Raw genomic sequence first — 15537 nt, 5'->3', positions numbered from 1 at the left:
ACTCCTTTCCACTGAAAAAAAAGGCCGGGGAGATCGCCACAATCTGCGGTTTTTCCGATATAAGCTATTTTACCAGACGCTTCCGTGAAATCAATGGCTGCACCCCTCTGGAATACCGAAAAGAAAATATGTAATTTCTAACGAAACTTTTTATTCTTTTATTTGAAAGTTTGAATTGACGTAGTGACCGTTCAATGGTAGTATAATATATATACGAAAGTACTATGATTTACGTTCAAAGGAGGTCACTATGAAAAACGAAAACCATTTCGGCACTTTAACCGAACGCATGCAGGCTTTTCGCGAAGAAGTTCTGGATGAGAAACCCTATGTGGACGCCGAGCGTGCCATCTGGGCCACGGAGGCTTACCGTGAGAGCCTGAACCAGCCCAGGGTCATGGTGCGTGCCCTGATGCTGCAGAAGATTCTGGAGCATATGACCGTCTATATTGAAGATAAATCCCTTCTCGCAGGAAATCAAGCTACCAAGAACCGCAATGCTCCCGTTTTCCCCGAATATACCCTGGAATTCGTCATGAATGAGCTGGATCTGTTCGAGAAGCGCGACGGCGACGTGTTCTACATCACCGAGGAAACCAAAGAACAGCTTCGGTCCATCGCTCCCTTCTGGGAGAATAACAATCTCCGCGCCCGTGGCGAAGCCCTTCTGCCCGACGAGGTCAGCGTCTTTATGGAGACCGGTCTGTTTGGCATGGAAGGCAAGCTGAACGCCGGAGACGCCCACCTGGCTGTGAATTACGAGCGTCTTCTGAAAGAAGGACTGCGGGGTTACGAAGCCAAGGCCCGCGCCTGCAAGGAAGCCCTCGACCTGACCGACCCGGACAGCATCGACAAAAATGTATTCTATAAGGCCGTTCTGATTGTCATCGAAGCGGTCCGGACTTTTGCGCTCCGCTACAGTGAACTGGCCGCTGATCTGGCTGCCAGGGAAAGCGACGCCGCACGGAAAGCCGAACTTCTGGAAATGAGCCGTATCTGCGCCAAGGTTCCCTACGAACCCGCTTCCAACTTCCGCGAGGCTGTACAGTCCGTCTGGTTTATCCAGCTGATTCTGCAAATTGAGTCCAACGGCCATTCCTTAAGTTACGGCCGTTTCGACCAGTATATGGAGCCCTATTATGAGAAGTCCCTGCAGGACGGAACCATCACCAGAGAGGAAGCTCTGGAACTGCTGACCTGTCTGTGGATCAAGACCCTGACCATCAATAAGGTCCGTTCCCAGGCCCACACCTTAAGTTCCGCCGGTTCGCCCATGTACCAGAATGTCACCATTGGCGGCCAGACCGTGGACAAAAAGGACGCTGTCAATCCCTTAAGCTTCCTGGTACTCCAGTCTGTAGCTCAGACCCGTCTGACCCAGCCGAACCTAACGGTCCGCTATCATGCAAACCTGGATCCGAAATTTTTCGACGAGTGCATCGAGGTCATGAAACTGGGCTTCGGCATGCCGGCCCTGAACAACGACGAAATTATCATCCCGTCCTTTATCCAGTGGGGCGTCAAAGAGGAAGATGCCTATAACTACAGCGCCATTGGCTGCGTGGAGACCGCCGTTCCCGGAAAATGGGGCTACCGCTGTACCGGCATGTCCTACATTAACTTTCCCCGTCTGCTCCTCTGCGTCATGAATGACGGCGTGGATCTGACCAGCGGCAAGCGCTTTGTAAAGGGCTACGGACGCTTCCAGGATATGGAAAGCTACGAGGAGCTGCTAGACGCCTGGGATAAATCCCTGCGTGAACTGACCCGTTACAGCGTCATTGTGGAAAATGCCATCGACAAGGCCTCCGAGCGGGATGTGCCCGATATCCTCTGCTCTGCCCTGACCGACGACTGTATCGGCCGCGGCAAGACCATCAAAGAGGGCGGTGCGGTCTACGACTTTATCTCCGGCCTTCAGGTGGGCATTGCCAACATGGCGGACTCCCTGGCCGCTGTCAAGAAGCTAGTCTATGATGAGAAAAAAATCACCCGGGATGAGCTCTGGAACGCGATTCTCGACGACTTCCAGTCCCCGGAGAACCAGAAGATTCAGGAAATGCTCATCAACGACGCGCCCAAATACGGCAATGACAACGACGACGTAGATCTCCTGGTGGTACGCGCCTACGACACTTATATCGACGAGATTAAGAAATACCCCAGCACCCGTTACCACCGCGGCCCCATCGGCGGTATCCGCTACGCGGGAACCTCCTCCATCAGCGCTAATGTGGGGCAGGGTATGGGAACCATGGCCACTCCGGACGGACGCCACGCCTTTGAGCCGCTGGCAGAAGGCTGCAGCCCGGCCCATAACTGCGACAAGAATGGCCCCACCGCCGTATTTAAGACCGTGTCCAAGCTTCCCACCGACAAAATTACCGGCGGTGTTCTGCTGAACCAGAAAATGACGCCCCAGGTACTGTCCAGAGAAGAGAACAAACAGAAGCTGGAGATGTTGATCCGCACCTTCTTCAACCGACTCCACGGCTATCATGTCCAGTACAATATCGTGTCCCGTGAGACCCTGATCGACGCCCAGCTCCACCCGGAGAAGCACAAGGATCTGATCGTCCGCGTGGCAGGCTACAGTGCTTTCTTTAACGTATTATCCAAGAAAACCCAGGACGATATCATCGGAAGAACCGAACAGACTCTGTAGTTTTTCTTATCGCAAAAGAGAACCGGCGGCATCGGAGCTTTTCACTGGCCCGATGTCGCCGGTTCTCTTTCACTGTATTTACTTAAAGCTGGCGTCCAGTCCCCTGTCCAGGAATACCTGGATGTACTTCTGCAACTGCTCCGGATGCAGCTGCGGCACACCGCTCATCTCATACTCTGTCTCCAGCTGCTCGTATTTCTTTTCCCCGAACTGATGGAAAGGGAGCAGATGTACCTCACGGATTCCAAGTTTACATAAGTTTTCTGCCATCCCTGCCGCATCCTTCAGGCTGGCATTGAACTTCGGGATCACCGGAATCCGGGCAATCAGCGGAATCCCCTGGGACACTGCGTATCCCATATTTTCCAGAATTATATCGTTATACACGCCTGTCTTTTCAAAATGCTTTTCCCGATCCCAATGCTTCATATCAAAAAGAAGCAGGTCAATATACTCCACAAACTCCCGAAATACCTCGTGGCTGGCATACCCGGTAGTCTCCGCCGCGCAGTGCAGTCCCCGGCTCTGCGCCTCCTTCAGAAGCTCCACCGCAAAGGCGTGCTGCTGCAATACCTCACCGCCGGACAGGGTGATACCGCCCCCGGATTCCTCATAGAACTCCCGGTCCTTCTCCACTTCCTCCAGCACCTCTTCCACGGTCCATTCCCGGCCAATGAGCTTCTTATCGCCCGACGCCAGCGCCTTCTTCCGGAAGCGGTTCTGGGATTCCGGGTTAGAACACCAGCGGCAGCTTAAGGGACAGCCCGCGAAAAATACGGTGGAGCGAATGCCCGGTCCGTCGTTGATACTGAACTTCTGAATATTAAAAATAAGCCCTTTTTCTGCTGAATTTCCCATGAAATAACTCCTTTTTCTTTTCTTATTCTTAGTTTATCATTCGCATTATTGTTTGTAAACTTATTTTTGAAATTATTTTATATTTCGTTTGAAATATTCTTGAAATTTTTAGCGAAAATATGTGGCATTATTTTCCCACTTATTATATAATAAATGCAAAGGAGAACGAAGCAAATGAAAGAACGCCATTTACAAATCATAAACCTCGTCAATGAGAAAGAAAAGGTCAGCGTCCAGGAGCTGTCCGAGCTTCTGAAGCTCTCCATGGTAACTATCCGTAAGGACCTGGAGGAGCTGGAGTCCCAGGGGCTCTTAAGACGTCAGCACGGCTACGCCACAAAAGCCTCGCCGGACGCCATCAATTCCCGTATGGCTTTCCATTATTCGGAGAAAAAGGCCATCGCCAAACGGGCCATGGAGATCGTCGAGCCCATGGAGACCATTATGATTGAGTCCGGTTCCACCTGCGCCCTGTTCGCACTGGAAGCGGCCATTCAGAAAGACGTCACCATTATCACCAATTCCGCTTATATCGCCCGCTACCTGAATCAGGTGCCTACCGCGCACATTATTCTGCTGGGCGGCGATTACGATACGGTAGCCGAGGTTACCACCGGCCCCGTCACGCAGCTCTGCGCCCGGGAATACCACGTAGACAAGCTGTTCGTCGGCGTAGACGGCTACACCGAGGAAAACGGCTTCACTAATATCAATCACACCCGAAGTGCCGTGGTAAAAGAATTTGCGAAGCAGGCCGACCATGTCATCGTGTTGACCACCTCCGATAAATTCGGAAAACGCAGCGTCGCCAAGCTGTTCGATTCCGAAGAGGTCTCCATGGTCGTTACCGACGACCAAATTACCCCGGAATGCAAAGAGACCATGGAACGCCACGGCATCCAGGTCATCACCACCACGACACAAGCATAAAAACACCGCTTTTTCGGTTTGCTTTTTTCCGGAAAAGCGGTATTTTTATCTTCTTATACTTCTTTTAAACAGGTTTCTATCTCGATCGCCACGCCGTCCTCTTCATTGGTACAGGCCGTATGATACGCCGTTGCTTTCAACACTTCCGGATCCGCATTGGCCATGGCCATGCCTCTGCCTGCAGTCTTCAGAAGCGCCAGATCGTTGGTTCCGTCGCCGAACGCCATACATTCCTCCAGCCCGATTCCCAGATATCCGCACAGGAATTTTAGTGCCAGGCCCTTATTCGCCTTAGCCGAATTAATCTCAATGTTGTTCGGCAGGGATGTGGAAATCTCCAGATTGGGAAAATGCGCCTTCATCTCCGGCAGTCTCCGGTTCCTCTCCGGAATTTCCCGGAAATAATACTGAATCTTCTGAATCGTCGGCTCTATATCGAAGATCCTTTTCTCCATATTTTTCAAAGGCCGGTACACCTGCTTCATCATTTCTGCCGCCTTTACATTCTGGGCATAGGACCGCAGATCCGCAAAATCCTTCTCTTCCATCAGGCCCTGGCCATTCTGATAGCAGCCGCAGAGTGCTTCCCAATCTCTGCCGTAAGCAAAGACAGCCTCTGACTCCGCCCGGGTCAGCTCTGCCCGGTGCAAAATCCTTTTTTCTTTCACGTCATAAATCTGCGCTCCATTGACCGTTATGGCATAGCGGACAAAAGGCATATTCTTTACCACATCCGGCATGCCGTCGTAAATTCTGCCTGTGGAGGGCACCAGATAGATGCCGCGATCCGCCGCATTCTGAAGCGCGGCCATGGTTCTCCCGGAAACTGTCTTATCCTCTTTCAGAAGCGTTCCGTCCAGGTCGAACGCAATCAGTCGAATACTCATATTATTTCACCTCAGTCAAATAATAACTCAACCGCGCCGATAAGTCCAGAATCGCTTCCCAGCTCCGTCTGAAAAAATTCCACCGGGAACTCATTGGTGTGATACCGCTCAAACTCCTCTTTCATCCGCCCGAACAGCTTGTCGCCCATGGCCAGCAGACCGCCGCTGAATACGATGCAGTCGATATTCAGAAGCATGTAAACGTCGAAAATCCAGATGGCCAGATAGTGGGCCATCTGTTCTACAGCCCGGATGGCTACTGCGTCGCCTTTCTCATATGCCTCGTTGATATGGCGGGTCGTAATCTGATCCACGCCCCCTGCCAGTTCCGGCAGAATAGAGCTTTCCCCGTCTTCTTTGATCCATTTTTTTACATATTTTAAGATTGCTTTTCCGGAACCCAGAGAATTAAAGCAGCCCACATTGCCACAGCTGCAGGCCATGCCCACCTCTTCCGGCACTGCTGCAAGCATATGCCCGCTCTCGCCGGATGCCCCGTTGCTGCCGCGAAACAGCCTTCCGTCAATGATCATGCCGCTGGAGATTCCGGTGCTGACCGGACAGTACAACATATTCCGGCGTCCCCGGCCAGCGCCCTGCCGATATTCCGCCAGCGCGCCACAGTGACAGTCATTGTCCATGACGATGCGGATATCCTGATCCAGCCTGGATTTCAGGTAATCCACCACCGCAAAATTATTAAGCTTCGGCAGACTGGCCGTCTTCGTCAGGGCTCCCTTTTCAAAATCCACAAAACCTGTGATCCCGATGCCGATACCCTCCACGGTTCCTCCACGGTTCCCGGTCTCCTCCATAAATCCCCGGATAATCTCCAGCACCGGCTCAAAAAACTCCTGGCCTTCCTTCTGATCATCCGAAGCTGTCTGCTTTCTCACCAGCAGCTTGCGCGCTTCATCAAACAGACCGTAAGCAATCTTCGTACCACCCACGTCAATTCCAATATAAAACTTCATGCTACAGTCCCTTTCTCAGAAGCTCCCGGACTACCTCGTCGTCGGTCTCCACACCGGCAGCCTTCAGTTCCTGAATCTTCTCCGCAAACTGGGGCAGGTACTTCTCATGGGCTACCAAAAGCTCATCCAACACCCGCTTGCCCTCTTTTCCGCTTTCGATCAACGGATTCATGGTAAAGGCCTCCAGCGCCAGACCATAATCTCCCGTAATAGCCGCCTCGATGACGCACTCCTCCATGGCCTTCATCAGCTGCAGCCAGCCTCTTGCCGCAGGCGGCATCTCGCCCCATGCGATGGGCTCCGCTCCCCTGGCGGAAATCAGGCTGCTGACCTCCACGATGGAATCCGGTGCCAGACAGGGAAGCGCACCCTTATTTTCGGTGCTGACCGTCATTCTCAGATGCCTGTCATTGTAAATGGCGCTGATACACTCGCAGGCCGCGTCACTGTAATAGGCTCCACCGCGCTTGCCAAGCTGCTCCGGCTTCTCGTGAAGTCCCGGCTGAGCGTAGAGCTCAAACAACTCATGCTCCACCTGATACATCTGCTCGGCTCTGGTTCCGCCCTTTTTGAACTCCTGGATACTGTGTTCCAGCATCTCCCGCTGCATAAAATAATATCTGTGATAACCGCAGGGAACCATTTTCATGGAATCCAGCAGTTCCTCCGGGAACGGCTCCTGATAGATATTCACCGGCGTACCGCCGTTCTTCTCATTGACATGCTTCAGAACCTCCGCTGTCACATCCTCGCCGTCGCGGTTTGTCACTTTATGCCAGTGGAAATGATTCAGTCCGGCGAACTGATAAGTCAGCTCCTCTTCAGTCTCGCCGATATTGCCCGGCTCCCGCATCTGCGCGATGGTCGGCACGTTACACAGACCGATGGTCTTCTTCCAGCCAAATTTTTTGATGGCCGCCTCAGTCACCATACCGCTGGGATTCGTAAAATTGATCAGCCAGGCATCCGGACACAGCTCCCGCATATCGTCGATAATCTGTCCGATAACCGGAATAGTCCGGAAAGCCTTGAAAATACCGCCTGCGCCGTTGGTCTCCTGCCCCAGCATTCCGTGCAGATCCGGGATACGCTCATCCTTAATCCGAGCCTCCAGAAGCCCCACACGGAACTGTGTGGTCACAAAATCCGCCCCCGGAAGCGCTTCCCGGCGATCCAACGTCGTATGCACCTTTACCTGATAGGGCGAAGCATCCCACATTCTCTGTGCCAGTTCCGATACGATACGCAGCTTTTCTTTGCCGCGCTCCACATCCACCAGCCACATTTCCCCGATGGGAAGCTCTTCATAGCGCCTGATGAACCCCTCGATCAGCTCCGGCGTGTAACTGCTGCCTCCACCGATTGTTACAATTTTTACCTGTTTTTTCATGACCACAGACTCCTCCTTCTTTTATGTTTTCATTATGTAAACTGATAGATGGTCGTCGTCTTATACAGTCCGCCCTTATCCAGAATGGGCTGCGGGAAATTCGGAGTGTTGATGCTGTTGGCGTAATAATGGCTTTCCATACAGAAGCCGCTATTTTTCGTAATCAGCACACCGCCCTTTCCTATGATGTCCCGGGTGGTATTGCCTGCGTAAAACTGCAGGCCCGGCAGATCTGTATACACGGTCATCCGAATGCCCGACTTGGGACTCTCGGCTGTCGCGACTTTGCGGAGTCCCTTTCCGAAACCTTTCAGAACGAAATTGTGATCGTAGCCATAGACCAGCTTCAGCTGCTCGTCATCGGCGTGAATCTCCTGCCCGATGGCCCTGGGCTTACGAAAATCCATGGGCGTACCAGCCACATCGCGGATTTCCCCGGTGGGAATGGTTCCCTTCCGCACCGGTGTAAACTGCTCCGCGTTGATCCACACGATGGTATCCAAAATATTGCCCGTCTCATAGCCAGACAGGTTAAAATAAGAGTGATTGGTAAGATTTACCAGTGTCTTTTTATCTGTGGTTCCATAATAGGACAGAATCAGAGCGCCTGTATCCGTCAGCGTATAGGTCAGCGAGATATCCAGATTGCCCGGAAATCCGTTTTCCATGTCGGGGCTGTGATAGGTGAAGGATACGCTGTCATCCGTGAAACTCTCTGCCTCCCAGAGGACCTTGTGGAAGCCGTGGGCCATGCTGCTGTGAATGTTATTATCATTCTCATTGATTTCCAGCTGATACTCCACGCCGTCGATAGTAAAACGGCCCTTCTCAATCCGGTTCACATTACGGCCCACCGTCGTTCCCAGCATATCAAAATTATCCTCGTATTTTTCCAGTTCGTCATAACCCAGCACCACATCTCTCAGCTTTCCGTCCTGATCCGGCACCAGAAGCTTCACCAGAACGGCTCCGAAGTCCGTCAATACGGCCTGCATTCCCTTCTGATTCTCAATGGTGTACAGGTTCGCGATCCGTCCGTCCCGAAGTTTGTCAAATGCTTTCACTGTCACGCTCATAGTCTGTCTCTCCTTTACTTATACATGCTCCCGCTTTCTCAGACGGCCGAAGCAGTCAAATCCCAGAATCAGTACAATAATGATACCCTGCAGAAGCTGCTGCACATAGGCTCCGATTCCCAGACAGTCCATACAGTTAGACATCAACTGCAAAACGAACACTCCTATAAAGCTCTGTACCACACCGCCGATACCACCCGCGAAGGAGGTTCCGCCGATTACGACGCCGCAGTTGACCAGCATACCGGTATTGTCTCCGTACACGGAGGACGCAGAGTTCATTCTGGAGGACAGGAGAATGCCCGCCAGCGCCGCCATCACGCCGGAGATTACAAAAGTGGACCACTTGATCATCACCGTATTGATACCGGAATATTTCGCCACATCATAATTGCCTCCGATGGCATAGCAGTTTCTTCCGTAGGTCGTAAACCGCAGCACGCAGAAAAAAATCACCAGAATGACCGCCATATACAGCACCAGAATCGGAATCTGTCCGAAAATCTTGGTGTTGGAAATCTTCATGAATTCCATATTGGTGCAGGCAATCGGGTGCGCGTCCGTCAGCTGCTGGCAGATACCCTTCAGCAGGGTTCCCATACCCAGAGTAATGATAAAGGGCTCAGTTCTCTGATGTACTACCAGGAACCCATTGACCAGACCCACAGCCGCTCCGGCCAGCAATGCGCAGAGGCAGGCTACCGCGATGGGCATACCGGAATTGATCATCAGAACCGTAATAACACCGGACAGACACATGATTCCACCCACTGACAAATCGCAGGCCGCGCAGAGTACGGTCATAGTCACGCCCATGGCAATGATTCCCTGTACCGTCGCGGAACGGAATACGTTCATCCAGTTGTATACACTGTAAAACTGTGTGTTGAAAAACAACATTAGAACCAGCATTGCCAGAATCGCCAATACTGCTTTCTGCTTCAGTAAAACCTGTTTTGCTTTTATGAAAACACGCTTGGTATCCATCTTCTGCCCTCCTTAATGAATCTGTTGTTCTTTACGATTATCCAGCCAGATGGCGATGACAAGAACGAGACCCTTCATGATGGTCTGCAGATAAGTAGACACGCCCAGCATATTCATACAGTTGGATAACAAGATAATTAACAGTACTCCGAGCACGGTCCGGACACCGCTTCCGGTTCCTCCGGCCAGCGCCGTACCGCCTACGACTACGGACATGATGGCGTCCGTCTCATAGCCTGCTCCGGCCACCGGAGACGCAGTCGTAACACGTGAAATCAGAACAATCGAACCCATGCCTGCGAACAGGCCGCAGATGGTATATACCAGAACCATGGTGCGCTTCATATTGTAACCACAAAGCGTCGCCGCAATCTTATTGCCGCCCATCAGCGCGATCTGTCGGCCCCAGATGGTCTTACGGTAGAACCACTCCACCGCCACCAGTGAAATGACAAAGAGAATCATGGATACCGCCAGGGGGCCCACTTTTCCCTTTCCAATCCAAGTGAAAATGGTGTAGGGATTGGACAGGCGGGACATATGCTCCGTCTCGGAATTGGTATAAATCAGCGCAATAGCCCCGAAGATCGAGCTCATCCCATAGGTGATGAACAGAACCTCCGCCTGAATCCGGGCGCCAAAGCCCACCAGGATCACGCCGTTCAGGAAGCCTAAGAGGGTTCCCAGAAGCAGGCCGCAGAGCAGCGCGCCCACCTGACCCAACGGGTCAATCAGGGACAGCGTCACCACGCCTACCAGTGAAATGATACCTACCACAGACAGGTCCAGAAAGCCGCCAATGATCACGTAGGTCATACCCAGCGCCACAAAGCTTAAGGGACCGAACTGTCTCAAAATATTGGTAAAGTTATTCTGTGTCAGAAATAAAGGCTCCACAATCGCCGTTACCACGCACAGTACCACGATGCCCAGCAACACAAGATTGTGTAACAAGAATTTTTTTACGTCGATTGATTTTCCCATTCTATTACCTCTTCCCTTATCCGATGGCCCTGTCCATGATCTCGCTCGGATCTACTTCCTCCGGAGAGAATTCTCCGGTAATCCGGCCGTCGCAGACTGTCAGTACGCGGTTGCTCATGCTCAGAACTTCCGGAAGCTCAGAGGAAATCATAATGATGGCTCCTCCCTGCTCCACGATCTTGTTCATCAGCACATAAATCTCATACTTTGCTCCTACGTCGATGCCTCTGGTCGGCTCGTCCAGAATCAATACCTTGGGATTCAGCTCCAGCCATCTTCCCACGACGCATTTCTGCTGGTTTCCACCGGACAGATTCAGCACCTTGGCAGCCGCGCTTGGCGTCTTGATCAGAAGGTTTTCAATCTGACGCTTCTCGATCTCCTTCTCTTTCTTACGGTTCAGCACACCCTTTTTCGCAATCTCGCTCAGGGCCGCCATGGTGATATTTTCACCTACGGAAAAGCGTAAAATCAGGCCCTCCTGCTTCCGGTCCTCGGGAACCAGTCCCATGCCCAGCGCTTTCGCGTCTCTGGGGCTCGATACGGTCACAGGTTTTCCTTCCATGATGAGCTCCTTGCTCTTGACCTTATCCGCTCCATAGATGGCCCTGATGATCTCGGTTCTTCCGGCTCCCACCAGGCCTACCAGACCCAGGATCTCGCCTTTGTGCAGGGTAAAGTTGATGTCGTGCAGCTTACTTGTGTTGAGGTTTTTCACCTCCAGAAGAGGTTCTCCCACGAAATGTGCCCGGGGCGGGTACTCATTTTCGATGGTACGGCCCACCATCTTGGCAATCATCTCGCTTCTGGTCAGTTCCTCGATAGGTTTGGTGTCAATGACGTTACCGTCACGCATAATGGTGACAATATTGCAGTATTCAAAAATCTCATCCAGCTTGTGGCTGATATAGATGATAGAAATGCCCTTATTTCTCAACTGGAAAATGATCTCGCCCAGCTTCTTCAGCTCCTCTGTGGTCAGACTGCTGCTGGGTTCATCCATGATGATCAGCTTAGAATCAAAGGAAAGAGCCTTGGTAATCTCTACCATCTGCATTTCGGAAGCGCTTAAATCCCCCACCAGCGTATAGGTGTCAATCTTGCTGCCGATGCTGTCCAGAAGCTCGCGGGCCTTCTGATGGGTACCCTTCATCCCATGATTTTCCGAGAATCTTCCGAGAAAAATATTTTCACCCACAGTCATCGTATTGACCAGATTGAACTCTTGGTAAATGATGCTCAAGCCCCTGCGCAGCGCCTGAATCGGTGTGGTATGCTCAATGATCTCCCCATCAAACTCAATCGTACCCTCATCCTTTTCATAGACGCCGGACAGAATCTTCATCAGTGTAGATTTTCCTGCTCCATTTTCTCCAACAATTCCATATACCACGCCCTTGGGAATTTCCAAAGATACTTTATTCAGCGCCAGAACACCCGGAAATCGTTTCGTTACGCCGCTGACCTTCAATATCAAATCTTTTTTCTGTTCCACTGATATATCTCCTTTTAGAAAAATCTCCTTTAACTATCTCCATTTTTAAGAAAAGCTTGCTCTGGCAGATACCAGAGCAAGCTAATCACTTCTGTGTTACTCTCTCTTTTTTACCACTCCGGATAGGGTAAGCTGTCTACGTTTTCAGATGTAACGGTGTCAAGCGGGATCCAGTTGATTTCTTCGAAGCTCTCGCCTGCAACTGCCTTCTGTGCGCAATCCAGAGACTGAGCTACCATGTTGGTGAAGGACTGGCCGATGCATACAGCCTGGGTGCCGTCCTTAACATGATCGTAACCTGCGGAGCATCCGTCTACTGCTACGATATATACGCCGTCCATATTCGCGTTTTCAAGCGCGTTGATAACGCCGGTAGCGCCGTTATCCCAGTGACAGAATACCGCGTCGATCTTATCGCCGTATTTCACGATGAAGTCTTCCATGATAGCCATACTGTCCTCGGTTGCCCACTGATCGCAGTTCTTGGAATCCAGAACTGTGATGTTGGAGCCTTCCAGACCAGCCTTGAAGCCGTCGCTTCTCTTAACCTGCGCGTCATGTCCGGACTGTCCGCCGATCTCTACTACATTACAGCCGTCCGGGAATGCGTCGATAATCGCCTGAGCCGCCTGCTCGCCTGCCATGGTATCATTGGTTCCGCAGAAGAAATCTCTGTACTGCTGGCTCTCTGCTGCCAGGTCAGAGGAGAAAAGTCCTACTACGATACCGGCTTCTTTCGCTTCCATCAGAGCCGGTACAACCGCCTGCGGATCTGCCGGGTTGATAATGATAGCGTCTACACCCTGTGCGATACAGGTGCTGATAGCGTCAGTAGCCTTCTGAGCGTCGCCAGCCTGATCGTAAGAGGTCAGGTTGATTCCCAGCTCTTTCGCTTTCTCTTCTGCGATACGGCAGGAATAAGACTGAGACTCATTCGCCATATCCTGTACAATCCAGCCTACAGTAATGCCGTCGCCGGAAGCCGCTGCTGTGTCGCCGGTGTCCTCGGTCTGTGCTGTGTCTGCTGCTGCGTCAGTCTTGGTCTCCCCGCCAGACTTTCCGCATGCTGCCAGACCACAGATCATGGTCGCTGCCAGTAAGAGTGCTAATCCCTTCTTTTTCATGTTGTTTCCTCCTGTTACTTTTTTGTGTTTTTTCTATAACCGACAGGCCTTCTGCCTGTAAATTATCGTTGTTGGTTCGTTCATCAGAAGCTGATACAGGTGACACAGTAGACATTTTCCTGGTTCCAGACCTCTTTAAGACCGCCTGTATGCTCATCTATTGCGAATACGCAAATATTGTCGGTATCCTGATTTGCCGCCAGCAGATACCTGCCGTCCGGGGACAAAATAAACTCCCGGGGAATTTCACCGCCACTTAGCTTCGTCTCTGTCAGTGTCAGGCGTCCATCCGCTTCCACCCGGAATACCGCGATATGGTTTGTACCGCGTACCGCGCCGTAGACCCATTTCCCACTGGGATGAATCCGGATACCCGCGCCAAGGCAGCCTTCCGTCTGCTGTGCCGGATCCGCAAACGCGGATATGGTCTGCATCAGCTCTGCCTGTCCGGCTTTATACTGATAGACATTGACCTCACAGGTCAGTTCTGTCATCACATAGAAATGTGTTCCATTTACATCAAAAGCGCCATGTCTCGTTCCCTGTCCCGGGATACCGTAGATGTTCTTCTCTTTCTCCGGAAGCAGCCATCCCTTTTCCCAGTCCGCCCGGTAGCAGGCAAATACGTCCTGTCCCAGATCCGACACATAGACGTGCTGTCCGTCCGGCGCCATCACAGTCTGATGGATATGGGAACCTTCCTGTCGCTCCGGGTTCGCGCCCCGGCCCTGGTGCCTCAGGATACAGGTCGCCGGTTCCAGTCCGTGATCCTCCCGGATCCGGTACACGGCCAGGCTGCCACCGGAATAATTAGATACCAGAAGGTACTTTTTATCTGGAGAAAAACTCAGGTGACAGGCATCCGCCCCGCAGGTAAACTGCTGGTTAATCCGATGAAGCGCTCCCGTCTCCCGGTCAATGGCAAAAGCGGAAACAGTAGAACCGTCAATGCCATTCCAATCCTTCAGCTCATTGACACAGTACAGATACGCGCCCTCTGCGTCTGCCAGTACGTAAGAGGGATTCTGAATGTCACCAGTCACTGTCCGATAGGCCAGCTTCCCGGTCTGTTCATCGAAATCATAGCAGGCGATACCCTTGCATCTTCCTTCTACCATCTCGCCCGATCCCATCAAAATCGGCTCCGTATAGCCTCCCGTAAATATCCGCATGCCCTCTCTCCTTATCAGTCAAGCACCAGCTCGGATGCTCCCACGATACCGAAATCTTTCTTCAATTCCGCGAACCGGAATTCTACCGGAAGGGGAATCTGATTGTAACGGTCAAATTCCTTTCTCACTCTGCCGAACAGAGCGTCGCCAAAATGGGTCAGGCCGCCGCCGAATACGAATACGTTGATATTCAGCATCATGAAGCAGTTGTACGCACAGACCGCAATGTAGTGCGCCATCTGCTCCACCATTTCGATGGCCAGCTCGTCGCCCTCGTTGTAGGCTGCCAGCAGATCCTCACAGCTTAAATCTTCCTTGTCCACCATGGAAGTTTCCCTGCCCTCCAGCATCTTGATTTTCAGATGCTTCGGCACGTAGCGTCCGCTGGCGTGGGACATGAAGCAGCCCCTGTTCCGGCATCCGCACATGACGCCCTCGTCCGGCGTCGCCAGCATGTGTCCGCACTCTCCAGCCCAGCCGTAGCTTCCGCGGAACAGCTTTCCATCTATAATAATGCCGCTTCCGATTCCGGTGCTGGTGGCCATATAGATCATATGGCGGCTTCCCCGCCCGGCTCCCTTGCGGTACTCTGCCAGGGCTGCGGCATTGCTGTCGTTATCCAGTACAATCTTTACACCCGGCAGACGCTCCTGCAGATATTCCTTCATGGGAAAATCGCGAATATTCGTCAGCGCCGAGGTCAGATAGACGTAACCGGTATCAAAAAGAATATAGGACGGCATGCAGATTCCGATTCCCTGCAAATCCTCGTTCTTCAGGTTATGCTTCTTCTCGATCTCACGGATGGTCTCAATCATCCGGTCGCTGAAGGTCGGGCCGTCTGCATTAATATCCGACGGATGCTGCATCCGATCCAGGAGCTGCCCATCCGCATCAAACAAACCGTATGCTACTTTGGTTCCACCTGCATCAATTCCTATCCTGTACTTTTTGCACATATTTTTTCTCCAAATTGAATTTGTTTTGTTATATTT

General features: G+C 52.0%; 14 protein-coding genes. 3 read left to right on the top strand and 11 right to left on the bottom strand.

The features are described from left to right. Window positions 1–11 precede the first annotated feature (11 nt). Window positions 12–134: a helix-turn-helix domain-containing protein gene (locus ACTRC3_RS10180; RefSeq protein WP_440322985.1), complete on the top strand. Its 123-nt coding sequence runs from the start codon at window positions 12–14 to the stop codon at window positions 132–134. Window positions 135–250: 116 nt separating this feature from the next. Further along, a complete protein-coding gene (locus ACTRC3_RS10175) occupies window positions 251–2665 on the top strand; it encodes a glycyl radical protein (RefSeq protein ID WP_440322984.1) in 2415 nt (804 codons plus the stop codon). Between the two features lie 78 nt (window positions 2666–2743). Here ACTRC3_RS10175 and ACTRC3_RS10170 read toward each other — a convergent pair whose 3' ends face one another. Further along, window positions 2744–3523 (bottom strand): glycyl-radical enzyme activating protein, encoded by a 780-nt coding sequence (locus tag ACTRC3_RS10170; protein ID WP_158363861.1) that lies wholly within the window; start codon window positions 3521–3523, stop codon window positions 2744–2746. Window positions 3524–3697: 174 nt separating this feature from the next. Here ACTRC3_RS10170 and ACTRC3_RS10165 point away from each other — a divergent pair, with 174 nt between their 5' ends. Further along, complete coding sequence (locus ACTRC3_RS10165; protein WP_158363860.1) at window positions 3698–4453, top strand: DeoR/GlpR family DNA-binding transcription regulator; 756 nt, start codon at window positions 3698–3700, stop codon at window positions 4451–4453. 53 nt (window positions 4454–4506) lie between these two features. Here the strand turns inward: ACTRC3_RS10165 and ACTRC3_RS10160 are convergent, their stop codons facing one another. The 10 genes from ACTRC3_RS10160 to ACTRC3_RS10115 form a co-directional block, all read right to left on the bottom strand. Beyond that, window positions 4507–5340 carry a Cof-type HAD-IIB family hydrolase gene (locus ACTRC3_RS10160; protein WP_440322983.1) on the bottom strand — a complete coding sequence of 278 codons (834 nt, stop codon included), beginning with the start codon at window positions 5338–5340 and terminating at the stop codon, window positions 4507–4509. 11 nt (window positions 5341–5351) lie between these two features. Continuing rightward, window positions 5352–6314, bottom strand: a complete 963-nt coding sequence (locus ACTRC3_RS10155) for an ROK family protein (RefSeq protein WP_158363858.1) — start codon at window positions 6312–6314, stop codon at window positions 5352–5354. Between the two features lies 1 nt (window position 6315). Further along, window positions 6316–7704 carry a 6-phospho-beta-glucosidase gene (locus tag ACTRC3_RS10150; protein ID WP_440322982.1) on the bottom strand — a complete coding sequence of 463 codons (1389 nt, stop codon included), beginning with the start codon at window positions 7702–7704 and terminating at the stop codon, window positions 6316–6318. A gap of 32 nt (window positions 7705–7736) precedes the next feature. Beyond that, on the bottom strand, window positions 7737–8780 hold the full coding sequence (locus ACTRC3_RS10145) for an aldose epimerase family protein (RefSeq protein ID WP_440322981.1): 1044 nt from the start codon (window positions 8778–8780) through the stop codon (window positions 7737–7739). Between the two features lie 18 nt (window positions 8781–8798). Beyond that, window positions 8799–9767: an ABC transporter permease gene (locus tag ACTRC3_RS10140; RefSeq protein ID WP_440322980.1), complete on the bottom strand. Its 969-nt coding sequence runs from the start codon at window positions 9765–9767 to the stop codon at window positions 8799–8801. Window positions 9768–9779: 12 nt separating this feature from the next. Next, the gene (locus ACTRC3_RS10135) at window positions 9780–10751 is read right to left on the bottom strand and encodes an ABC transporter permease (RefSeq protein WP_440322979.1); all 972 of its coding nucleotides are present in this window, start codon (window positions 10749–10751) and stop codon (window positions 9780–9782) included. A 16-nt stretch (window positions 10752–10767) separates the two neighbouring features. Continuing rightward, entirely contained in the window at window positions 10768–12246 is a 1479-nt protein-coding gene (locus tag ACTRC3_RS10130; RefSeq protein WP_440322978.1) for a sugar ABC transporter ATP-binding protein, read from the bottom strand. Window positions 12247–12356: 110 nt separating this feature from the next. After that, window positions 12357–13370, bottom strand: coding sequence for a sugar ABC transporter substrate-binding protein (locus ACTRC3_RS10125; RefSeq protein WP_440322977.1), 1014 nt, complete (start codon window positions 13368–13370; stop codon window positions 12357–12359). Between the two features lie 83 nt (window positions 13371–13453). Then, window positions 13454–14542: a lactonase family protein gene (locus ACTRC3_RS10120; protein ID WP_440322976.1), complete on the bottom strand. Its 1089-nt coding sequence runs from the start codon at window positions 14540–14542 to the stop codon at window positions 13454–13456. A 14-nt stretch (window positions 14543–14556) separates the two neighbouring features. Further along, window positions 14557–15501, bottom strand: a complete 945-nt coding sequence (locus ACTRC3_RS10115; protein ID WP_440322975.1) for an ROK family protein — start codon at window positions 15499–15501, stop codon at window positions 14557–14559. Between the last annotated feature and the right edge of the window lie 36 nt (window positions 15502–15537).

This window comes from Laedolimicola sp. (genome assembly GCF_051972735.1).
Classification (GTDB): Bacteria; Bacillota; Clostridia; order Lachnospirales; family Lachnospiraceae; genus Laedolimicola; species Laedolimicola intestinihominis.
Note: the sequence above shows the minus strand (reverse complement) of the source record. Positions and strands in the feature narration are given on the sequence as shown.